This window comes from Candidatus Saganbacteria bacterium, assembly GCA_016223245.1.
In the GTDB taxonomy this organism is placed as follows: domain Bacteria; phylum Margulisbacteria; class WOR-1; order XYC2-FULL-46-14; family XYC2-FULL-37-10; genus JACRPL01.
This window is the reverse complement of the sequence record JACRPL010000016.1, coordinates 45,904-66,381: the sequence shown is the minus strand read 5'-3', so window position 1 is coordinate 66,381 and position 20,478 is coordinate 45,904. Positions and strand designations below refer to the sequence as shown.

General features: G+C 43.8%; 22 protein-coding genes and 4 tRNA genes. 15 read left to right on the top strand and 11 right to left on the bottom strand.

Annotated features, from left to right (window positions below):
- Positions 1 to 87: 87 nt before the first annotated feature.
- Genes HZC34_06525 through rpoD form a run of 3 tightly spaced genes read left to right on the top strand, consistent with a single transcriptional unit; the run spans position 88 to position 3,871 of the window.
- Positions 88 to 1,089: a deoxyguanosinetriphosphate triphosphohydrolase gene (locus HZC34_06525; protein ID MBI5701473.1), complete on the top strand. Its 1,002-nt coding sequence runs from the start codon at positions 88 to 90 to the stop codon at positions 1,087 to 1,089.
- Positions 1,086 to 2,801 (top strand): DNA primase, encoded by a 1,716-nt coding sequence (locus HZC34_06520; GenBank protein ID MBI5701472.1) that lies wholly within the window; start codon positions 1,086 to 1,088, stop codon positions 2,799 to 2,801. The genes HZC34_06525 and HZC34_06520 overlap by 4 nt, the downstream gene beginning before the upstream one ends.
- A 35-nt stretch (positions 2,802 to 2,836) precedes the next feature.
- Entirely contained in the window at positions 2,837 to 3,871 is a 1,035-nt protein-coding gene (gene rpoD, locus HZC34_06515) for an RNA polymerase sigma factor RpoD (GenBank protein ID MBI5701471.1), read from the top strand.
- A 4-nt stretch (positions 3,872 to 3,875) separates the two neighbouring features.
- Here the strand turns inward: rpoD and HZC34_06510 are convergent.
- Positions 3,876 to 3,947 (bottom strand) — tRNA-Ile (locus HZC34_06510).
- Positions 3,948 to 4,056: 109 nt separating this feature from the next.
- On the opposite strand from HZC34_06510, the gene HZC34_06505 reads away from it, so the two are divergent.
- A complete protein-coding gene (locus HZC34_06505; GenBank protein MBI5701470.1) occupies positions 4,057 to 4,221 on the top strand; it encodes a hypothetical protein in 165 nt (54 codons plus the stop codon).
- Between the two features lie 351 nt (positions 4,222 to 4,572).
- Positions 4,573 to 4,644, top strand: a tRNA-Glu gene (locus HZC34_06500).
- Here HZC34_06500 and HZC34_06495 read toward each other — a convergent pair.
- Together HZC34_06495 and HZC34_06490 are read right to left on the bottom strand one after the other, a co-directional pair.
- Positions 4,642 to 5,046 (bottom strand): arsenate reductase ArsC, encoded by a 405-nt coding sequence (locus HZC34_06495; protein MBI5701469.1) that lies wholly within the window; start codon positions 5,044 to 5,046, stop codon positions 4,642 to 4,644. The genes HZC34_06500 and HZC34_06495 overlap by 3 nt on opposite strands.
- A 739-nt stretch (positions 5,047 to 5,785) precedes the next feature.
- Complete coding sequence (locus tag HZC34_06490; protein ID MBI5701468.1) at positions 5,786 to 6,205, bottom strand: DsrE/DsrF/DrsH-like family protein; 420 nt, start codon at positions 6,203 to 6,205, stop codon at positions 5,786 to 5,788.
- 43 nt (positions 6,206 to 6,248) lie between these two features.
- Between HZC34_06490 and HZC34_06485 the strand changes: the two genes are divergently transcribed.
- The 6 genes from HZC34_06485 to HZC34_06460 all read left to right on the top strand — a co-directional run bounded on the left by HZC34_06485 (position 6,249) and on the right by HZC34_06460 (position 8,798).
- Complete coding sequence (locus HZC34_06485; protein ID MBI5701467.1) at positions 6,249 to 7,094, top strand: methyltransferase domain-containing protein; 846 nt, start codon at positions 6,249 to 6,251, stop codon at positions 7,092 to 7,094.
- Between the two features lie 270 nt (positions 7,095 to 7,364).
- Positions 7,365 to 7,436 (top strand) — tRNA-Val (locus HZC34_06480).
- A 50-nt stretch (positions 7,437 to 7,486) separates the two neighbouring features.
- Positions 7,487 to 7,561, top strand: a tRNA-Val gene (locus HZC34_06475).
- 76 nt (positions 7,562 to 7,637) lie between these two features.
- On the top strand, positions 7,638 to 7,877 hold the full coding sequence (locus HZC34_06470) for an AbrB/MazE/SpoVT family DNA-binding domain-containing protein (GenBank protein ID MBI5701466.1): 240 nt from the start codon (positions 7,638 to 7,640) through the stop codon (positions 7,875 to 7,877).
- Positions 7,864 to 8,280: a PIN domain-containing protein gene (locus HZC34_06465; protein MBI5701465.1), complete on the top strand. Its 417-nt coding sequence runs from the start codon at positions 7,864 to 7,866 to the stop codon at positions 8,278 to 8,280. Before HZC34_06470 ends, HZC34_06465 begins: the two co-directional genes overlap by 14 nt.
- Positions 8,280 to 8,798: a DNA-3-methyladenine glycosylase gene (locus HZC34_06460; GenBank protein ID MBI5701464.1), complete on the top strand. Its 519-nt coding sequence runs from the start codon at positions 8,280 to 8,282 to the stop codon at positions 8,796 to 8,798. The genes HZC34_06465 and HZC34_06460 overlap by 1 nt, the downstream gene beginning before the upstream one ends.
- Here HZC34_06460 and HZC34_06455 read toward each other — a convergent pair.
- The 6 genes from HZC34_06455 to secD are packed head-to-tail and all read right to left on the bottom strand — an operon-like array spanning position 8,781 to position 15,703.
- Positions 8,781 to 9,560 carry an ABC transporter ATP-binding protein gene (locus HZC34_06455; protein MBI5701463.1) on the bottom strand — a complete coding sequence of 260 codons (780 nt, stop codon included), beginning with the start codon at positions 9,558 to 9,560 and terminating at the stop codon, positions 8,781 to 8,783. The genes HZC34_06460 and HZC34_06455 overlap by 18 nt on opposite strands.
- A complete protein-coding gene (locus HZC34_06450; GenBank protein ID MBI5701462.1) occupies positions 9,557 to 10,519 on the bottom strand; it encodes an iron ABC transporter permease in 963 nt (320 codons plus the stop codon). The genes HZC34_06455 and HZC34_06450 overlap by 4 nt, the downstream gene beginning before the upstream one ends.
- Positions 10,516 to 11,328: a cobalamin-binding protein gene (locus tag HZC34_06445; GenBank protein ID MBI5701461.1), complete on the bottom strand. Its 813-nt coding sequence runs from the start codon at positions 11,326 to 11,328 to the stop codon at positions 10,516 to 10,518. Before HZC34_06445 ends, HZC34_06450 begins: the two co-directional genes overlap by 4 nt.
- On the bottom strand, positions 11,325 to 13,484 hold the full coding sequence (locus HZC34_06440; GenBank protein MBI5701460.1) for a DNA translocase FtsK: 2,160 nt from the start codon (positions 13,482 to 13,484) through the stop codon (positions 11,325 to 11,327). Before HZC34_06440 ends, HZC34_06445 begins: the two co-directional genes overlap by 4 nt.
- A 15-nt stretch (positions 13,485 to 13,499) precedes the next feature.
- The gene (gene secF, locus HZC34_06435; GenBank protein MBI5701459.1) at positions 13,500 to 14,375 is read right to left on the bottom strand and encodes a protein translocase subunit SecF; all 876 of its coding nucleotides are present in this window, start codon (positions 14,373 to 14,375) and stop codon (positions 13,500 to 13,502) included.
- Positions 14,372 to 15,703, bottom strand: coding sequence for a protein translocase subunit SecD (secD, locus tag HZC34_06430; protein ID MBI5701458.1), 1,332 nt, complete (start codon positions 15,701 to 15,703; stop codon positions 14,372 to 14,374). The genes secF and secD overlap by 4 nt, the downstream gene beginning before the upstream one ends.
- 91 nt (positions 15,704 to 15,794) lie before the next feature.
- On the opposite strand from secD, the gene HZC34_06425 reads away from it, so the two are divergent.
- Both HZC34_06425 and HZC34_06420 read left to right on the top strand, forming a co-directional pair.
- Positions 15,795 to 15,992, top strand: a complete 198-nt coding sequence (locus tag HZC34_06425) for a hypothetical protein (protein ID MBI5701457.1) — start codon at positions 15,795 to 15,797, stop codon at positions 15,990 to 15,992.
- The gene (locus HZC34_06420) at positions 15,989 to 16,654 is read left to right on the top strand and encodes a nucleotidyl transferase AbiEii/AbiGii toxin family protein (GenBank protein ID MBI5701456.1); all 666 of its coding nucleotides are present in this window, start codon (positions 15,989 to 15,991) and stop codon (positions 16,652 to 16,654) included. The genes HZC34_06425 and HZC34_06420 overlap by 4 nt, the downstream gene beginning before the upstream one ends.
- A 150-nt stretch (positions 16,655 to 16,804) precedes the next feature.
- Here the strand turns inward: HZC34_06420 and HZC34_06415 are convergent, their stop codons facing one another.
- Positions 16,805 to 17,578: a C39 family peptidase gene (locus HZC34_06415; protein MBI5701455.1), complete on the bottom strand. Its 774-nt coding sequence runs from the start codon at positions 17,576 to 17,578 to the stop codon at positions 16,805 to 16,807.
- Entirely contained in the window at positions 17,575 to 18,675 is a 1,101-nt protein-coding gene (gene tgt, locus HZC34_06410) for a tRNA guanosine(34) transglycosylase Tgt (protein MBI5701454.1), read from the bottom strand. Before tgt ends, HZC34_06415 begins: the two co-directional genes overlap by 4 nt.
- A 75-nt stretch (positions 18,676 to 18,750) precedes the next feature.
- On the opposite strand from tgt, the gene HZC34_06405 reads away from it, so the two are divergent.
- Together HZC34_06405 and HZC34_06400 are read left to right on the top strand one after the other, a co-directional pair.
- Complete coding sequence (locus tag HZC34_06405) at positions 18,751 to 19,473, top strand: hypothetical protein (protein ID MBI5701453.1); 723 nt, start codon at positions 18,751 to 18,753, stop codon at positions 19,471 to 19,473.
- Positions 19,466 to 20,425 carry a type IX secretion system membrane protein PorP/SprF gene (locus tag HZC34_06400; GenBank protein MBI5701452.1) on the top strand — a complete coding sequence of 320 codons (960 nt, stop codon included), beginning with the start codon at positions 19,466 to 19,468 and terminating at the stop codon, positions 20,423 to 20,425. Before HZC34_06405 ends, HZC34_06400 begins: the two co-directional genes overlap by 8 nt.
- The last annotated feature ends 53 nt before the right edge of the window (positions 20,426 to 20,478 follow it).

Here is a 20,478-nt window from a genome sequence, read left to right as displayed (position 1 = left end):
GTGAATAACCTGCGGCTAAATTCACCCTTCGCAGTAGCACTGCTACGGAGAACGGGCGCCGCGGTTATAATATGGCAGGTGAATTAGCTGAAACTTATTAGGACTGATATAGAAGCGAGGGAGAAAGCAAGCCTTTCTCCCTTTGCTTGTCTTTCGTCCGGCACAAAAGGACGAAAACGCCCTGAAGACGAATGCCCTTACAGGACAGCGTTCCAAAGGGACAGGGACAAAATAATCCACTGCAAATCTTTTAGGAGATTAAAACATAAGACGCAAGTATTTATATCTCCATCAGGAGACCATTACAGGACCCGATTGACGCATACGCTTGAAGTCTCGCAGATCGCACGGACGATCGCGCGCGCATTAAGATTAAACGAAGACCTGGCCGAAGTGATAGCTTTGGGCCACGACTTGGGCCATACGCCATTTGGGCACGCTGGAGAATTCGCGCTCGATGATATTCTAAAAGATAATTACGGGCAGAGGTTCCATCACAATCTCCAAAGTTTAAGGGTTGTAGAAGTTTTGGAGAGAGCCGGGCTTGGTTTGAATCTTTGCAAGGAAGTTTTGGATGGGATAAAAAACCACCCAAGCGAATCGGTTTGGCCGAACACGCTTGAAGGGAAAATAGTCAGGCTTTCCGACCGTTTCGCCTATATAAGGCATGATATAGAAGACGCGATCGATGCAAAAGTATTAAAGAAATCTGATCTGCCAAAAAAATATATGGATACGCTTGGTGAAAAAATATTGGATACGCTTGTAGGAGATATAATCGAGAACAGCTTTGATAAGCCCAATATTAAATTGTCTGACAAGATACAAGAAGCGATAGACGGCCTTTATGATTTTATGTATAAAAATGTTTATACAAATCCTCTGGCCAAAAAGGAAGAATCAAAGGTCCCGATACTTCTCCAACAATTGTTCAGGCATTATCATTACGACGCGAAATTCCAGAAAGGCATCGAGAATGCGCAACAGCTACAGCATACAATAGACTTTATCGCAGGCATGACAGACAGGTTCGCAATAAATAAATTCAATGAATTATTCGTCCCGTCCGAATGGAGAACAACGCTTTGATCCCAGAATCATTGATCAACGAACTAAAAGAAAAGGCCGACATCGTCTCAATCGTGTCGTCCTATGTAGCTGTCAAAAAAAAAGGAAAGAATTACCTGGGCCTATGCCCTTTCCATTCCGAAAAAACCCCTTCATTTGTGGTATCGCAAGAAAAGAGCATGTTCCATTGCTTCGGCTGTGGCGCAGGAGGAAATGTCTTTACTTTCGTCATGAAGATGGAAAATACCGATTTTTTGCAGGCGGCAGAGATCATAGGCGACAAGATCGGGGTCCATATCGAAAGATCGGCTTACGACGAAAAAAACAGGGAACAAAAAAATCATTTATACGCTCTTGCGGAAGCGGCATGCGAGTTCTTTGAATTAAATATCGATGGGGCTAATGAATATATAAAAAAACGCGGGATCGCCGATCCAAAATTGTTCAGGCTCGGGTTCGCGCCGAATTCTTGGGACGCAATCTCCAAATATTTATTGTCCCGCGGTGCGAAACTTGAGGATCTGTTAAAACTTGGGCTTATAATCCCGAGGCCGAACGCTCAAGGATATTACGACCGTTTTCGCGATCGCCTGATATTCCCGATAACAGACCATAGGAACAGAGTCGTCGGATTTTCGGGACGCGCTCTTAATAACGAGGAGCCGAAATATTTGAACTCTCCCGATTCGGAAATTTTTGTCAAAGGGGACAACTTGTACAATTTGGGGCTTGCAAAAGATGCGATAAAACAGCAAAAGTTCGCGCTTGTGGTTGAAGGCAACGTGGATGTCATATCAATTTATGAGGCGGGAATAAAAAATGTCATAGCGCCTCTTGGGACGGCCTTCACGCCAAGGCAGGCAAAGCTTATAAAGAGATTTTCCGATATGGTGGTCTTGGCTTTTGATGCGGATCCCGCGGGAGTTGCGGCAACCGAACGCGCACAAGAAATCCTAAAAGAAGCTGATGTTCGAATAAGAATTGCTCAACTAAAAGACGCTAAAGATCCAGATGAGATGATAAAGAGATCCGGAAAAGAAGCCTTTATCGAAAGCGTAAAAGCATCATGCCCTGCCCTTGAATTTAAACTTAGGCGCGTTATCGGGCGCTTTAATTTGAATGAAGCGGAAGCTCGCGCGCGCGCAGCCCATGAAGCATCCGCGATCCTATCGGACGAAAAAGACAAGATACTGCAAAGCGAATACATAAAGCTAGCGTCACAGTTGATCGGGATTTCGGCCGAATTGCTTGAAGGCGAAGTTAAAAGCAAATATTCTTTTTATAGGGCAAGAAGCAGTCTGCGGCGGACAACGGCAAAGCCATCTTCAAAAGTTATTGAAGCACAGAAAAAATTGATCAGATTAATGATCGAGTGGGATGAAGCAACCGTTAGGATAAAAGATGAATTGCAGTTAGAGAATTTTGGACGATACGAAGAACTCGCAAAGAAAATATTTGAAAGCCCGGCAAATGTTGTCTTGGAAAACCTGGCGAATACTGATGAAGGCAAAATATTACGGGAGATAATGTTAAGCGAGGAACCCTTGGAAGACCGGGAACTCATACTCTCCGACTGCATCAATTCCCTCAAAGCGGAGGCTATAAAGAACAAGATGGAAGCGCTCCGAAATGCGTTTTCTGACTCTGAAAAAAAGGGGGGGGCGGAAGCCATTGCTTCCATGAATAAAGAATATTTGGGCCTAAATGAAATTTTTAGGTCCCTTGCACGATAGAATTAAGGAGGGGCAACGTGATAGATAAAAAAGAAATGATCGAACATTTGCGGGCCGGGAGAAGAAGCTCGATAACCCCCGAGCAATTGCTCCAAATATATCCTGAACCCGAAAAGAACATCGACGAGATAGAGGAGCTCTTGTCGCACGGCTTTAAGATCGCGGAAGAAAAACCGGCGAAGACCCCATATCTTAAAGAAGACGAACTGACAGGCGGCGTCACCGAAATGCACGGCATCGGCGTTGACGACACTGTCAGGATGTACCTGCGCGAGATCGGGCGATTCCCACTTTTAACCGGCGAGGAAGAAGTATATCTTGCAAAAAAAGTAAAATTGAACGAACGCGCGGCAAAGCATAAGCTAGTAAATTCAAATCTTCGGCTTGTGGTTTCGATCGCAAAAAAATATACCGGCCGCGGAATGCTATTCTTGGATCTGGTACAAGAAGGCAACCTAGGTCTTATTCGAGCGGTTGAAAAGTTCGACCACAGGAAAGGCTACAAATTTTCGACTTACGCCACTTGGTGGATAAGACAAGCAATAACTAGAGCTATAGCCGACCAAGCCCGTACAATAAGAATACCTGTCCATATGGTTGAAACAATAAACCGTTTAAGAAAAACAAGCCGACAGCTTTTGCAGGAATTGGGAAGAAAACCTACAGAACAAGAAATAGCGAGAAGGTCTCGTATATCCGTTGATAAAGTACGCGAGATAATAAAGATCTCCCAAGTTCCATTATCACTTGAAATGCCAGTTGGGGACGAAGAATCTTCAAAACTAGGCGATTTCGTGGAAGATGCGGGGGTTGTAGCGCCTGATGAGATAGTCATGCACGGATTATTGAGGGAAGATCTTGAAGAAGTAATGTCGTCGCTTTCCGAACGGGAACGAACAGTTCTTAAAATGCGATTTGGTATCGATGACGGCCACCCAAGGACACTAGAAGAGGTGGGACGCGAATTCCATGTCACTCGAGAAAGAATAAGACAGATCGAAGCCAAAGCTTTACGCAAACTCAAACACCCTACCAGGGCAAAGAAACTTCGCGAATATTTGAGGGATTGAAAAATGGGCCCAGTAGGGTTCGAACCTACAACCTGTCGATTATGAGTCGATTGCTCCACCATTGAGCTATGGGCCCGTATTCTACTAGTTTATCTTATAAACGAGCCCTTAGTCAAATTACGCCTTGCCCCCGCTCATGCCATTCTGTATAATCAAATAGAAAACTACAATTTGGAGGAACTATTATGCCTGATCAAAATAAAACATCTGTTGATGAATTGTTGAAGCAAATCGATGATTTCGAGAAAACCGTGAACGAACTTGTTAAAAATATCGCGACATTAAGGGCTAAAATACTCAAGAACAAAGAAGCCTACGGCTCCGACACAAACAAATGGCCTAAAGAATAATAATTTATAAAGCCGCCCTCGAGTCCGCGATTTTGTCAAGCGAATATCACGTAAAAACCTTAAAAAATGTTGTTGCTTCATGTGTCAACCTGAATGTCGAAGGATATGATAAGATAATCAATTTGGCGAAGATATATTCTGCTTGAGGCCCAGTTACCAACGAGGAAACCAGACTCGAAAAAGCCCTGACCATTGCATGAGCAATCGAGGCGCAGGGTGAATTGTAAAAGAAATTCTGATATACTTATTAATGACCAAATCCCAACAATGTATTTATTATAATTATCGCGAAGCGATACAATGTTGGTCATTGGAAATTTGTCATTGGTCATTACGAGCGCAGCGCGTTATGGCCCCATCGTCTAGGGGTTAGGACATTAGCTTTTCAAGCTAACGGCCGGGGTTCGAATCCCCGTGGGGCTATTTTTCTAAAATCCTATCGATCAATTCTTTGACCTTTAAGCCGATCTCGTCCCTTATTTTTGCGACCTCGGATATAGGCTTTCCTTTTGGGTCTTCGATCTTCCAATCCAAATGTTCTGTTGAGGGAATAAAAGGGCAAGCATCGCCGCAGCCCATTGTGACAACATAATCAAATTTCTTGTAAGGAAGCGAATCAAATCCTTTCGAAACCTGTTTTGCAATATCAATGCCGATATCCTGCATAACCTGGATAGCAACCGGATTCAGCTTTCCCAATGGCTTTGATCCCGCGGAAAACACCTCAATTTTGTCTCCTGCGTATTTCTTGGCAAAACCCTCAGCCATTTGCGAGCGTCCGGTATTTTCAACACAAACAAATAATATCTTGATCTTATTGCTCATGCTAACCGCTTTTTCATGACAACAACTCCTCAGCCTAAATATAACTGATGCTATGTAAAAAGACAACAACCCTGCAAAGAAGCACCAGACCGACACGAACGCGTACTCAAAAATAACTTGCGACACGATCGCGGAAAAAAGCAGTAGATACCCAAAGACCTTAAGCCTGATATCGGAGATAATGAGAAAAGGAGGTATAACCGCCAAAAGATAAGTAAAAGTAAATAATTCTTTAAGCCTCTGCGGGCTTTGCGTATCATAGCTGATAGAGCTCCCAACGATCTTTGCCGTCAGAGTGATATAACCCGGCATAAGCAAGAAAAATGCGGCAATACCGGCGCCAACGCCAAAGATCATTGCAAGCAGCAGCAATTGTTTTGTCCTTTGATTCTCGTGCTTTTCAACCAAGTAAACAGCCACAGGGACATATGCCGGCCAAAAACTGAAAGCGAAAAAGACAAAAGCGTGCGAGAAGATATGGGCCATCCAAGGGATATTTCTTAAAAGCCCGATCCAAACAAATCCCTCGAAGATCTGCTGGATACCAAAAAATAACGGCATCAAAGCAAATAGAATAAAATTCCTGTCGGTACGGGCGGATCGATCGACGCAGAGGGCTCCTGTTGCCGTTAGAGCTGTTCCAATGATAAAGCTTCCTTCTGGCGAGAAACACATGAAAACATTATGGCATTAAAAGATGTCAGAAGATAGCGAGATCCGCAGTGAAAATCCTATCCTTTCAAAAAGTCAAAATATGCGCGGCGTCTTTTGCTTCGCTTAAGAGAAAATTCGGCGACCCCATTAGATCGTCGACTTCGGGTATCATGTTCTCGCGGGTAACTCCCCAAACGCTTGCGGCTAAAGAACAGATATATATCTTCACATCGCCTGCGGATTTTACAAGCTTCAATAAATCCTCGAGGTTGTGAGTCTTATGTTTCTTCAATTGATCGACAAAAAAGCTTTTTTGGTCATGAAGCGAGCTTGGGATGTCAATTTTATCAAGATTTCCTTTCTTGAGCTTGCTTGCCGCCCACCCCACAAAAAGGATCCTGACTTTTTTATGCGATACTGCCAGAATGCTCGCGAAATTAAAAGCATAAAGCATATCCTCAAAATATCCGCCTTTTATAATGAAGGCGTAAGTATTGCTTGGCATATATAAATTATAACACAAATGAAAATTATGATAAAATAACAGCATGCCTGATTTCGTACAAACAAAAGTCCAGGTCCAACCCGTCTTGAAACTCTATTTGGACCTGTCAAAAACAAACTATCTTCATTTCGGGATGTGGGATGAAGGCGCCGAATTAAATCTTCTAAATTTCCAGAAAGCGCAAGAAAATTACGCGCAAACACTCATCAGTTTAATGCCGTCCGGCGTTAAAACGATCCTTGATGTTGGCTGCGGGGTTGGCGGGAACGCGATCGCTCTTACAAAAGCAGGCTTTAAAGTTGAGTCGATGAGCCCAGACCCTTACCAGCAGGAGCTTTTTACAAAGAATTCAAACGGGAAGATCCAGTTTTATCTTACAACGCTCGAGAATTTCACCACCGATAAAAAATATGATCTTATGCTTTGTTCCGAATCTGTCCAATATATCGCCGAAAAAGATATTCTCACGAAAGCGGATCAATTATTAAATGAAAACGGTTATTTATTGGCTTCGGATTATTATAAATATGAAGCGTCACGAAATGAGAAGAATTTGCCTGGCCACCCTCTTTCAGATTTCCTGAATGAGGCCGAAAGACAAGGGTTTAAAGTAGTAAAAGAGCTCGAGATAACAGATAAAATTCTCCCAACGCTTGACTACGGCAATATTGTTTACAGGAATTATATAAAACCCGTACTTGATTGTATCCTAACAACTCTAGAAGTTCATCTCCGGCCTATCCATTGGATCTTGATGCAATTATTGAAAATTAGGATCAACGGGAAAAGTTTAAAACAGACGATAATAAACAATGTGGTGCCCCTAGATCGGGATACCTTTAAGAAGCACCTCACCTACCGGATCCATCTCCTTCAGAAAATTCACTAAACAGGTTGGGCGGAAGAGGCTGCGTCGGGGGAAACGTTGGGAGTTGAGAGGTTGCGTGCTGGGAGAGCCTGAATAAATACCGAAAGTACGCAATAATATGACGCAAAACGCATCACTCTGCCGTTTCTCCCGACGCTACCCGCTACCCCAACCTATCGACGGAGGGAGCTTTATAAGATATAATTACATAAACAAGGGCAGTTAGTTCAGCGGTAGAATGGTCCGATGTTACATCGGACAGGTCACCCCGATGGGAAAGAAGTGCTTTATGGGCGCCTAGTTCAGTGGTAGAACGTCTCGCTTACACCGAGAAGGTCGTAGGTTCAATCCCTACGGCGCCCATTGAAAATTTATTTTCCATCGGGGTACTGTCCATTCTTTTTTTCAAATGCGGGCGCCTAGTTCAGTGGTAGAACGCCTGCTTCACACGCAGGAGGTCGTTGGTTCAATCCCAACGGCGCCCACCATCCTTACAAGTCAATATTATAATACGACTTGACAGTGCATGCTTTCGCCTTGTATAATGCCTTAAGAGGTGCCGATATGACGATAGAAACAACGGTATCAAAAAGAGGGCAAACCGCGGTGCCATCCGAGATCTGCAAAAAGTATCACATCAAGGCCGGCCAAAAGATCGCATGGCTCGATCTGGGCAATATGGTCACAATCCTCCCTTTGCCGCATAACCCGATAAAGGCTTTCCGTGGAAGTTCCAAAGGACTGCTAAAGACCCTGCTTGCTGAAAGGAAAAAAGAACGGGAAAAAGAAAGTGGAAAAAGATAAGCTTTACGTCCTAGATACTTCGGCTGTTTTTTGCCTTAAAGACGATGAGGACGGGGCCGCCAAGGTTGAAGCTATCTTAGAGGCGGCACGAATTAAACACTGCAAAGTGATCATTTCTTTTATGACGGCGATGGAATTTTTATATATTAATTTTATTCGCTACGGAGAAGAAGCAGGACATAAAGCATATCTGGAAATGACGCTCCTGCCGTTAGAAATAATCGAAAGCAATGAAGACCTAAGGCTTATCGCCGCGGAAATGAAAGCCGCGCATGAGATTTCACTGGCTGATTCCTGGATAGCCGCTACGGCAAAAAAATATAATGCCATCTTGGTCCACCGGGACCCGGAATTTGAATCGCTAAATAAAGAGATCAACTCCATAATCCTTCCGTATAAATAATGGTTATAAAATCCCATTTTTTCAATAAGCCCACTCTCAAAGTCGCGCAATCTCTCATAGGAGAATATCTTGTTCGCCGTTTTAGAGGAAAGACAAAAGCTTTTATGATAACAGAAGTCGAAGCATATGATGGCTTTCTTGATAAAGCTTCCCACGCAAGCCGAGGAAAAACGAAAAGAAACGAGATCATGTTCGGAGAAGCTGGATATTTCTATGTTTACTTCACTTACGGCATCCACTGGATGCTTAATATTGTGACCGGGAAGAAAGATTATCCCGCGGCAATCCTCATAAGAGGCGTTGAAGGGATATCCGGCCCTGCTCGTTTGACCAAAGCATTAAAAATCGACAAGAAACTGAATGGAAAAAAGGCTGAACCCAGGTCGGGGCTTTGGTTTGAGGATCGTGGCGTTAGAATATCAAAAAAACAAATAAAACGAACCCCAAGAATTGGTGTTGGCTATGCAGGTAGTTGGGCAAAGAAGCCTTACAGATTCGTTTTAAGGCAAAAAGACTAAGCTCGCGTGCTTTGTACGAGGATTTTTCTTAACTTGAGCCCTCACTCTATACGCCTTCCAAATATTCTCAGCAGTTACAACCTCGTCAGGTAAGCCCGCGGCAATTAGTTCGCCCTTCTTTAATAAAATAAGCCTGTTGCAAAAGCGCGACGCCATATTAAGATCGTGAAAAGTGGCAATAACGGTCCTCTGCTGCCTTATCTTGCGCAGGAGCTTAAGTATTTTTATTTGATACCGCAGGTCCAAATGCGAGATCGGCTCGTCTAATAGCATAATTTTTGGCTCTTGCGCCAAAGCTCTTGCTATCGCAACTCTCTGGAATTCACCACCTGATAATTGCGTCACATCTTTTTGTGATAGATCGCCTATTTCAAGCTCGTCTATGGCCCACTTTGCGACGTTATAATCTTCCTCCGATTCAAACTCGAACCTTCCCAAATATGGGGTCCGTCCAAGCAGCACCATTTCAAGGACCGAAAAACCTTGGATCGGCTCCATAAGCTGGGGGACAAAAGCTACGAGCGTTGCCATTTCTTTTCTTGAAAATAAAAGCATTTCTTTTGCAGTAACTTTGACCTCGCCTGCGGTGATCGGCAGAATGCCTGTAATTGCTTTTAAAAGAGTTGTTTTACCGGAACCATTGGCTCCGACGATGCCGACAAATTCTCCTGTCTTTACGGTGAATGAAACGCCTTGGATAACAACTTTATCTTCATAACCGCAGTGCAAATTTATCACTTCAAGTGCGTTTAATGCGCTCATTTCTTGCCAAGTCTCCGCTTTTTCAGGATATATAGAAAAAATGGCGCTCCGACAAGCGCCATTACGATCCCTATCGGCATTTCAACCGGAGTGAAAACCGTTCTGCCTATTGAATCGGCAACCACCATGAGCAATGCGCCGCCAAGGGCCGACATCGGGATCAAAGACCTATGGTTGGGGCCAATTGTTAGCCTTACAAAGTGTGGGACGATAAGTCCGACAAATCCGATAAGACCTGAAACCGAAACTGCCGCCGCAGTCATAAGTGTTGCGGTAACTATCATTAGAAATCTTATCTTTGAAACTTCGACGCCCATAGTGAGAGCCATATCTTCGCCAAGCAGAAGAACATTTAATTCTTTTGAGTGAAAATACGCTACTACCAAACCAATTGACAAATACGGTATCAAAGTCGCAACATCAACATATGAGGCCATTGATAACGATCCTAAAAGCCAGAAATAGATCGATTGAAGCTGGCCTGAAACGATAATTATTAAAGCAAGTATTGCCGATGCAAAAGCGGAGACAGCTACGCCGCCAAGTATCAAGGCTTCAGGAGAGCTCCGATCGGAAACGTAAGATAACCTATAAACCACGAGAACCGCGATGATCGCAAAAATAAAAGCAAGGATCGGGACCGAGCTCATCCCGAGAAATACAAAATTAAGTTTTAGCGCTAATGCAGTTGCTGCTCCAACTCCTGCGCCAGACGATACCCCAAGAATATATGGATCGGCTAACGGATTTCGCAATATCCCTTGAAGCATGACACCGGAGAGGCCAAGCATCATGCCGACTAGCGCCGAAAGAAGAACGCGTGGGATTCTTATTTGCCACAAGATCTCGCTTTTTAAAATATATTGGGGGGGGACAAAGACAGGGCCAAGAAAAAGGGAAATGATCGAAGCGACCACAAGTCCGGCTAGAACAAAATATATTGCTGTTCTTTTTCTCATTGGAATAAAAATCCCGATATCTCTTCAACGGCATCAACTATCCTTGGTCCCGGCCTAAAGAAGATATCCGGATCGATCCATAGTATTTTACCAGATGTGACGGCCGTTAGCCTCGATAATTTTGCGTCATTTATTACCTCGTACGATGAGACTAACCCTACCGGAATAATGACGATATCAGGGTTCATCCTGTAAAGCTCCTCAAAATTGACTTGAGGATACTCTCCGCCGCCCTGCATGCTGTTTTGGAAACCGGCTCGAGTGATAATATCGTTCACAAAAGTGCTTTTACCGGTCGTAACAAGCGGCCTATATCCCACCATGACAAATGCGGACTTAGGAACTCTTCCTTTTGTTAAATATCCGATCCGATCCAGCCGATAATTCAATCTATTGACCAGCGACTGCGCTTCATATGTAACGCCTGTGATCGATCCGATATATTTTATGGAATCCATAACGTCTGAAACAGAATGGGGATTTATTGTGACGACCGGCAATCCCCTGCCCTTTAGCCGCCATATATCATACTGTTGGGCATCCTGGAGCATTATTATGAGATCGGGCTTAAGTGATACGATCTTCTCTAAATTCATGACCATCTGTCCCACTTTTTCTTTTTTCTTGGCCTCTGGCGGATAATCGCAATTGGTTGTAACACCAACTACCCTGTCCCCCAAACCCAACGCGAACAAAGTTTCAGTAATAGAGGGCATAGTTGAGATGATCCTTTGGGGAAAAGCGAACGCGGGGGAAACGATAAGAATAAAAAGTAACGCGAGAAGCGTGATGCGGGATGCGTTGCTCACTTAACGCCTAAAGAAACAAGTGTGTCCATAGTAGCAACGATGCGCCTAGTCTTTTGCTCGCCTTCGGGTTTTGAAACTACTCCTGCGGCTTCGATATCGTCCATAAGCCTTGCCGCGCGATTGTATCCTATCCTCATCTTGCGCTGCAAGTATGATGTCGACGCTACTTGGGCTTCAATAATAAGCTTCACCGCTTCAATGAACAGCGCATCGCGGCCGTTCTCTTCCTTGTCCTTGAATACAGTATCGCCTTCAGCAACTTTTAATGACACAAGCTCTTCCAAATATTCGGGTGCGGCCTGCTCTTTTATGAAATCAATTATTTTTTCAGTTTCTTTGTCCGTAACATATGATCCCTGCAGGCGGATCGGCTTCATGGCTCCTACAGGATTATAAAGCATATCGCCGCGGCCAAGCAGTTTTTCGGCCCCTGACGCGTCGAGAATGACGCGCGAATCGATCTGTGTTGCAACAGCAAAAGCTATGCGGGACGGGATATTCGCTTTGATAAGGCCCGTAATGACGTCAACCGACGGCCTCTGCGTGGCTATCACCAGATGGATTCCTGTAGCGCGCGCCATTTGGGCAAGCCTGCATATCGTCGTTTCAACCTCCGATGCCGCAAGCATCATGAGGTCAGCCAATTCGTCTATTACTACTACAATATGCGGGATCTTTTCATCAGGCTTCTTGCTGTTATAGGCAAAAATATTCCTGGCGGCGACATCATAAAAAAGTTTGTACCTGCGCTCCATTTCTTTCATTACCCATTCTTTCAAGGTAAGAGCCGCGCGCATGGCATCAGTAACAACAGGCGCCAATAAGTGCGGAATATCATCATAAACGGAAAGCTCGACCATTTTGGGATCGATCATGATGAATTTCAGCTCATCGGGGCGCGCCCGCAAAAGAAGGCTAATGATCAATGAATTTATGCATACGGATTTACCTGACCCTGTCGTACCCGCTATAAGCAAATGGGGCATTTTCGCAAGATCGCCGTAAATCGGGGTCCCCGACAGGTCTTTTCCCAAAGCGATGAATAATTTTGACTGGTTGTTAATGAATTCATTTGTTTTTACGATCTCTTTTAGCCTTACAGGAGTTACAGAAACATTGGGGACCTCGATACCGATAACCGATTTTCCAGGCACCGGAGCCTCTATTCGAACGCCCTGTGCCGCTAGGTTCAATGCAATATCATCCGAAAGAGATGCGATCCTGCTTATCTTGACGCCGGGATCGGGCTGGAGCTCGTATCTTGTCACCGCCGGCCCCTGGTTTGTCGAAACAACCCGGGCGCCGACGCCGAAATTCTTCAAAGTATCTTCAAGCAATTTTCTCCTGTATTCTGTGGTTTCCTTAAGCTTGTCCTGTTTTTGCTTTTCTTTGGCTGTCGGGTCGTCGAGAAGGCTCAATGGCGGAAGTTTGTATTTATTGTAGGACTGTTTTTCCCTGCCTGCCGGCAGGCCAGGTTTTTTTTCTTCGATCACAATTTCTGTTTCGTCCTTTGGCGGCTCAGGCTCGTTCATAGGAAAAGATTCTATTATAAGAGGTATTTGCGCCGGAATAGACCTTTCGTCCATTGTTTTTACAGGAATTGCTGGTTTTTTGCTTATTTGCGCCTTTTTATTGGGCGCGAGCGAAAGCCAAAGTTTTAATCTTGAGAAAATATCTAAAAAAGTTATGTTGAATACCAATAGGAGCGAGATCAGCGCAAATGCGGAAATTACAATATATGCGCCCATGGCGCCAATGCTCCGCTCCAGGGCGAATTTGAAAATATACCCCAAAAATCCGCCGGCTCCTTGGACAATATTATATTGGGCATTCGTCTCAAAATAATTTGGAGCATAAAATTGGACTGCAGTGATAAAAGTGAAAAACAAGATCAAAAGCCCGGTCAGCCTTGTCGCAAGCTCTTTTACTTCATGCCTGAAGAGAAGGATCACTCCGTATGCGGCAAGGATAAAAGGAAGCAAGTAAATGCCTATCCCTAGGATCGACCTGAAGGCCAGCTTTATCACATACAACCCTACAAGCCCGGTCCCGGACGAAAAATTCGAGACCAGGATAAAAACAGCCAAGGCGACAAGCAGTATCCCTGTAAGGTCTTGCGCGAACGGAGATGGTTCATTGTTTTTTTTGCGGGCCACGCGAGTATTATATCACTATTTTTTGCCGTGATGCCATAGGACGATAAGGGGAGATGCAACAAAGACCGATGAATATGCGCCCAGCGTAAAACCAACAAGCAGCGTCAAACAGAATTCGCGCAGCGGGGCTCCGCCAAAAAACAACAACGCAAGCACCATGACGACAACAGTTAGGACGGTGTTTATTGAACGGGCCATCGTTTCCCAAAGGCTTGCGTTCACAAGTTCGCCAAAAGACTTTTTTGAGGCTCCAGGTTTTTTCAAGTTCTCGCGGACCCTGTCGAATATTACGATCGTATCGTTTATTGAATACCCCAAGATGGTAAGCAAGGCTGCTATGAAAGTTATATCAATATTCCTCCAAAGAATGGCCATAAATCCAGTAGTAATTATCGCGTCATGGAATAAGGCGAACAGCGCCGCTACCGCGAATACCATTTCAAAACGGAAAGCTACGTATATCGCGATGCCTAAAGACGCGAGGACTAAGGCCCAAAAAGCCTGCGTCCTTAATTCCGAACCGATGATAGGGCCTATCGTATCGGCTTCCAAAAGTTCCGCGCCACCGTATTTTTCGGAAAGCGCGGCGACTATCTTTTGCCGTACTTCTGTCTCAAGAGGCTCGGTCCTTATAAAAATATCATTTTCACCTGATCGCTGGATAACAGTTTCCGCAAGCTTGAAATCATTTAAAACGGCCCTTACTTGAGCGACGGATGTCGGGCTTGCAAAGCGGATATTGATCAAAGTCCCGCCTGTAAAATCGATGCCGAAGTTCATTGCGCGGCCGCGGCTGACAGAATTAAATACCAACCCCCCAAGAGATAATATTATAAGCAGCCCGGATATCATGAACCATAGCCTTGTTTTTTTAATTATGTGAAAGCTCATTTGTACACCAGCTTCGAATCCGAATTCGGGATGATCTTGCTGTCCGCCATCATATTTAACATCATTTTTGTAAGAGTGATCGCTGTGAACATGGAAACCAATATGCCTGCCGTAAGCGTTACCGCAAAACCTTTGATAGTCCCTGTTCCGACAAAAAACAGGGTCACTGCGGCAATAATGGTTGTCACATTCGCATCTAATATCGCGGCCCATGCCCTTTCGAAGGCGGTGTCGATAGCCGCTTTAATGGTTTTCCCGATTCTCAATTCTTCCTTTAGGCGCTCAAAAATGATAACATTGGCATCAACAGCCATACCCACCGAAAGCAAGAACCCTGCAATTCCTGGAAGAGTTAAAGTTGAATGCAGGATAGAAAGAACGGCTAGGGTCAAGAATATGTAAAGGAATAGCGCGATATTTGCGATAAGCCCTGGCAGGCGATAATAAAGGATCATAAAGAAAAATATAAAGATAAAACCTATTGCGCCCGCGATTTTGCTTTTATCTACCGAATCTTTACCTAAGGTCGGGCCAACTATCCTCGTTTCAATAAGCTTTACAGGAATTGGAAGAGAGCCGGCCTTAAGCTTAATTATCATATCGCGCACCTCGGTCGCAGAAAAGTTGCCGGTTATAATGCCTTTACCTTCTGTGATAGGGGTTTTAACGTTCGGGGCGGAAATAATTTTTTTATCCAAGATTATTGCGATAGGCTTTTCTATGTGCCTCGTCGTAAGGTCGGCGAAAGCTTTCGCGCCTTCGGAATTCAATTCAAACCCGACCGAGGGGTTGCCGTATTCGTCGACTTGCGGATAAGCGGCTTTAAGGTCGCCGCCGGATAATGCTGTTTTCTTGAGGATAATTAATCTGGATGAAACAACTTGGCCATCTTTGATATCGGATACTTTGTCGAGCCTTGCATCGGCGCCATAAAATTCTTTGACTTTTTCCGGAGTAAGAGTGGATTCGGATCCCGGCGCCCATTCGGCTTCGACAAATTCCAAAAGCGCGGTATCTCCGATAAGTTTGATCGCACGATCGGGATCTTTGATCCCGGGAAGTTCGACAATAACTTGGTCGCGGCCTTTTCTTTGGATGACAGGCTCTGCTACCCCAAGCGCGTCGATCCTGTTCCTTATTACCGCGACAACGCCTGCCATTGAATCATCGGAAACTTTTACTTTTGCGGTTTCCTCTCCCACAAAAACCAAACGGGTCCCGCCCTGGAGATCGAGGCCAAGCGTGATCGGCATTTGTGAAAGTACAAAAATGGAAGCGCCTAGAATGGCAAAAATTATGAGCAGACGGAATTGATTTGTGTTTTTCATGCTAACTGTGAGTTAATTGTATCAAAGAATATTTTTTTTGTCCAACTGAAATTTGCGCCAAAATGCTCACTAAATGTGATATAATAATATTATGTACAATTGGTCAGTTGATGTTAAAAAACTCAAAAAATACCCCGAAAAATATGCCATTTGGCGTTTAGAACAGCTTATAAATTACGGCCTTTCAGGCGAAAAACTTGATCAAAAAGAGCTTGAAGCAAACATAGGAAAACTTCACATCGATCCTTTAAAGAAGAAATATTTAGGATTTCTTTTGCACTCTTCATGAAAAAATCTATTTTAAGCGGCAGGCAAAAGGTTTTTCTTGGCCTGTTGTCAAAAAACAAAAATATAGTCAACGATTTTTATCTTTCCGGCGGCACAGCTTTGGCTGAATACTATATTCCCTACCGCTTTTCCGAAGATCTGGATTTTTTCTCTGAAAATGAGATCGACATTAATTCCATTATTGTTTTCCTAAAATCCATTAAAACCAGCCTGGGGTTTGAAAAGTTCGACTTAAATACAAGCTATAATCGCAATATTATCGTCTTGAGATTCGGCAATAATAAGATGCTGAAATCGGAATTCACATATTTTCCGTTCCCGTCAATTGAAAAGCCAAAAACTATCGGCGGGATAAGGATTGACAGTGTTTTGGATATCGCGGTCAATAAAATCTTTACTATTTATCAGAACCCCCGTTCCAGGGATTTTATGGATCTATTTATGATAAATAAAAAATACAATTTCCAAATCAACGATCTCCTAAAAAAAGCAAGGATTAAGTTTGATTGGCATATAGACCTATTGAAACTGGGAGCGCAGTTATTGCTTGCAAAAGAATTAAAAGATTATCCAAAATTGCTTGAAAAATTGAACGAGTCGGATTGGCAAAGCTATTATGAATCAGAAGCAAAAGCGCTAAAAGATAGGATCATTAAGCCTTAAATGGCTTCAAAATAGCCTTGTTGGCAATTCGTTCCGATTCCCTCTCGCAATAACTCCAGCCATGGAATCAATTGAAGCGCCTAGAATGGCAAAAATTATGAGCAGGCGGAATTGATTTGTGTTTTTCATGCTAACTGTGAGTTAATTGTATCAAAGAATATTTTTTTTGTCCAATATAACGATAAAGTTCTTCTTGCCTTTAGCGATATTATTCGGTGTCCCGGTCCAATCGTGCCAGGCATTATCGATGACATCGAATTTGAACCTATAATTCAACCCGCGCTTGGTCCCGGGGTCATTTACAATGAATTCCTTCCTTGAAAGATCATATCCCTTAAATAAAAGCATATGGTAAACAGGCCCAGGAGTTTTATAATAAGGATTTTTCAACAACCTTCCCGCGAATGGCGCAATAACAAGGTCCCCGCGGCTTAGGGCATCGATCATCGTTTCGATAGAAGCGGAATTTATGATTTGAAAGTTCATGAACTTATAAAAGTCTTTCATTAATTGAGCGGTTTTTTTCACAGGAAGATCGAAATGTCCGCCATAATTCTTTTTTTGATAGTCGACAAGTTTCAATATTTCTTTATCGGCTTCTGTCCTGCTCAAGCCCTTATTTTCGACATAACGCGTCGCCATAATGATAGCCGCCTCTTCGCATGCTTCATTATATATGTCATTCCATATGCCGTTCGGGGCTTGGGGGATGAAAGGAACATTTAGAAAGACTTTGCTTGGAATCGCACAAGCTACAGACGAAATCCAAAATCCTAAAACCAAAATCCAAATAAGTTTCCAATATCCCTCACCCAACTTCTTGGTTTTGAGACTTGATTCAATTAACCCCTCTCCCACTGGGAGAGGGGAAATAGGTTTATGCTCACTAAATTGGAAAAACTGGGTGAGGGCATTTTTTTTCATTCTTCAATAATATCCTTTCTAACTTTCTCGACTAATCTTAAAAGAAATCGGATATTATGAATTGTCAGCAATTGCATTGCTAATATTTCTCTTGCCCAGAACAGGTGCCTGATATATGCTTTAGTGAAATTTTTGCAGGCGTAGCAATCGCATTCCGGATCGATGGACGTAAAATCCTTAGTAAATCGTGCCAAGCGAATACTTGTCTTTCCGTCAAGGGTCAAAAAAGACCCGTGCCGTGCTAATCTCGTTGGAATGACGCAATCGAACATATCCGCCCCGCGCTCGATCGCCCCAAGAATATCCGACGCGAAACCCACTCCCATTAAGTGTTTTGGAGTGTTTTCCGGCAAAATATCGGTAACTGCATCAAGCATTTCAAACATTTGGTCCTGCGGCTCGCCGACGGATAATCCTCCGATCCCAAAGCCGGGAAATCCGATATCAGAAATTTCTTTCGCGGATTGTTTTCGCAAATCTAAAAAGGTACTTCCTTGGACAATGCCAAATAAAGCCCTCACCCCTTCGCTTCGCTCTTCCCCCCTCCCACTGGGAGAGGGGTTAGAGGTGAGGGTTGCCTTAGCCTCTTCAGCCCAACGTGTAGTTTTTTCTACTGCATCTTTAGCCTCAATTTTATCGCAAGGATATGAGACACAGACGTCGAGAGGCATCATGATGTCGGAGCCGAGCGCCGCTTGGATCTCAACTACTTTTTTTGGAGTGAATAGATGCTTTGATCCATCGATATGAGAAGCGAACTCGACTCCATGTTCCAAAACTTTCCTGTTGTGGGCTAAACTATATACCTGGAATCCCCCACTGTCGGTTAAAATGGGCTTATCCCACGACATAAATTTGTGGAGCCCGCCGGCTTCTTTTATCAGTTCGTGTCCGGGCCTCAAATATAGATGGTAAGTATTTGAGAGAATTATTTGCGATTGGACTTCGTTCAGGTCGCGCGGGGACATTGTCTTAACTGTCGCTTGCGTCCCAACGGGCATAAAGATCGGAGTTTCGACGACGCCATGGTCCGTATAAATTTTTCCGACTCGCGCTTTGGATCTTTTGCTTTTTTTGAAAACTTCAAACTTAAACATTTTATTATTCTACCATATTGGAAACCGCGACGATATTGTCGCAGGTTTCCATGTCTTGATGTATAATGTCTTCAAATGAAAAAGATATTTGCTATTATAATATTTTCATTATTGGTCATTGGTTATTGGTCATTGGTCATTACCGCGCAAGCGGTCGCCGCTCCAACTATAACAATTTATACGGACGGAGTAACTCTTTCCGCCGGCACAACGGTAAGACGGCTCCCAATAATTTCCGCAAAAATTTCAGACGCGACAGGCATTAATAAAATGACGATCTCTCTTACGATCGATGGCGGCATTAAAACTTTCACAATATCTCCCACAACCGAAGGACAAACATCCTATGAGGCAACGTATACTGTAACTTCGGCGCTCGATAAAGGCTCCCATATAATCCAAGTTAGCGCAAATAACCTTGGGGCCGAAACTTCCACGTCGACATTTTCGGTTTCGGTCCTAGGAACTGTAACTGTCACCGGCAATGCAATGAATTATCCAAACCCTTTTAAGCCGCTTCACGGCGAAACAACAAAGATCACATATACTTTGACCGACGACGGCGACACATCAATAAATATCTATGATCTTAACGGAAATATGGTAAAGCGCCTGACCGGAACTGCAGGAGCACAGGACTCGGCGGGTGTTGGGCTCGGCGGCAGACAGGGATACAACGAGGTCTCATGGAACGGAAATACCGATTTTGGATCGCAAGTCGGCAACGGCGCTTATCCATATATCATTATTTATCAGGGAAAAGTCATTAAATATGGGCAAATAGCTGTCTATGACTAATAAATTATTAATAAGCATTTGTCTTTTGGCAATATTTCCCAAGATATGTCTCGCGGGTTTGTCAACCGATATCCTAAATTCAAGCGTCGGCGCAAGACCCCTTGCCATGGGCAATTCGTTCACGGCGATCTTTGGGGATTCAAATTCGATCGCGTTCAATCCCGCTGGAATTTCACAAACGAAGACCTTTGAAGCAACTACCATGCAGACAAAGGCCCTGAACACTGTCGATTATAAATTGTATGGCGGGACAATCGCCGCAATGAACGGGTTTTTCGGCCTCAATTATATTTCCGCATTATCCCCTGCGGGATTCGGCACGACAGATAAGGCAAGCATGGCTTCCGCCTCCCCTATTTCATATTCAAGCTCGATGTTTATTTTGACCGCCGCGCAAAATATGAATAAGATCATGAAAGTAAGCCCTGCCATGGGAAACTTGTCTATTGGCCTCAATGTCAAATATATGAGGAATTTCCTGGGAGGCGTTGTTGACGGAAACGGCTCCGGGATAGATTGCGATTTCGGGCTGATATTAGCCGGGCCAAAAGATTTTAATTTTGGATTAAGCTTCCAGAATTTCTTGAGAGGCAATATTTCTTGGGGATCGAGCAACGCCGATAAGCTCCCGGCGGCATTGAGGCTCGGCGGATCATATAAATTGATAGGATCCAGTATCCTTATTGCCGCGGACAGCGAAAGCTCATTATCGGAACAAAAGCCGTTGCTTTTACATTTTGGGACGGAGTGGAAAGTAGCTCAAAATTTATCATTTAGGGCGGGCGTTAGTCAAAAAGCGATCGGCCAAAGTAATATAGCGAACAATTATACTTTTGGCTTGGGGCTAAAAGCATCGGGTTTTTCGTTCGATTACGCATACATGGCGGATGCGTTCCAATCGGAGCTGACCAGCCAATATATATCCATTTCTTTTTCGCCCGAATACTTGTAAAAATTAAAAAATAAATGTTGCCCGCCTGAAATCCGCTTAAATTATTTTCGATC

Bases quoted from the DNA above. Each gene is read 5' to 3' on its own strand.
- HZC34_06405 (MBI5701453.1), top strand. From the start codon at position 18,751: ATGAAAAAGATATTTGCTATTATAATATTTTCATTATTGGTCATTGGT.
- HZC34_06485 (MBI5701467.1), top strand. From the start codon at position 6,249: ATGCCTGATTTCGTACAAACAAAAGTCCAGGTCCAACCCGTCTTGAAA.
- HZC34_06470 (MBI5701466.1), top strand. From the start codon at position 7,638: ATGACGATAGAAACAACGGTATCAAAAAGAGGGCAAACCGCGGTGCCA.
- HZC34_06495 (MBI5701469.1), bottom strand. From the start codon at position 5,046: ATGAGCAATAAGATCAAGATATTATTTGTTTGTGTTGAAAATACCGGA.
- HZC34_06400 (MBI5701452.1), top strand. From the start codon at position 19,466: ATGACTAATAAATTATTAATAAGCATTTGTCTTTTGGCAATATTTCCC.
- HZC34_06505 (MBI5701470.1), top strand. From the start codon at position 4,057: ATGCCTGATCAAAATAAAACATCTGTTGATGAATTGTTGAAGCAAATC.
- HZC34_06455 (MBI5701463.1), bottom strand. From the start codon at position 9,560: ATGAGCGCATTAAACGCACTTGAAGTGATAAATTTGCACTGCGGTTAT.
- HZC34_06490 (MBI5701468.1), bottom strand. From the start codon at position 6,205: ATGCCAAGCAATACTTACGCCTTCATTATAAAAGGCGGATATTTTGAG.
- HZC34_06450 (MBI5701462.1), bottom strand. From the start codon at position 10,519: ATGAGAAAAAGAACAGCAATATATTTTGTTCTAGCCGGACTTGTGGTC.
- secF (MBI5701459.1), bottom strand. From the start codon at position 14,375: ATGAGCTTTCACATAATTAAAAAAACAAGGCTATGGTTCATGATATCC.
- HZC34_06420 (MBI5701456.1), top strand. From the start codon at position 15,989: ATGAAAAAATCTATTTTAAGCGGCAGGCAAAAGGTTTTTCTTGGCCTG.
- HZC34_06415 (MBI5701455.1), bottom strand. From the start codon at position 17,578: ATGAAAAAAAATGCCCTCACCCAGTTTTTCCAATTTAGTGAGCATAAA.
- HZC34_06425 (MBI5701457.1), top strand. From the start codon at position 15,795: ATGTACAATTGGTCAGTTGATGTTAAAAAACTCAAAAAATACCCCGAA.
- secD (MBI5701458.1), bottom strand. From the start codon at position 15,703: ATGAAAAACACAAATCAATTCCGTCTGCTCATAATTTTTGCCATTCTA.
- tgt (MBI5701454.1), bottom strand. From the start codon at position 18,675: ATGTTTAAGTTTGAAGTTTTCAAAAAAAGCAAAAGATCCAAAGCGCGA.
- HZC34_06460 (MBI5701464.1), top strand. From the start codon at position 8,280: ATGGTTATAAAATCCCATTTTTTCAATAAGCCCACTCTCAAAGTCGCG.
- rpoD (MBI5701471.1), top strand. From the start codon at position 2,837: ATGATCGAACATTTGCGGGCCGGGAGAAGAAGCTCGATAACCCCCGAG.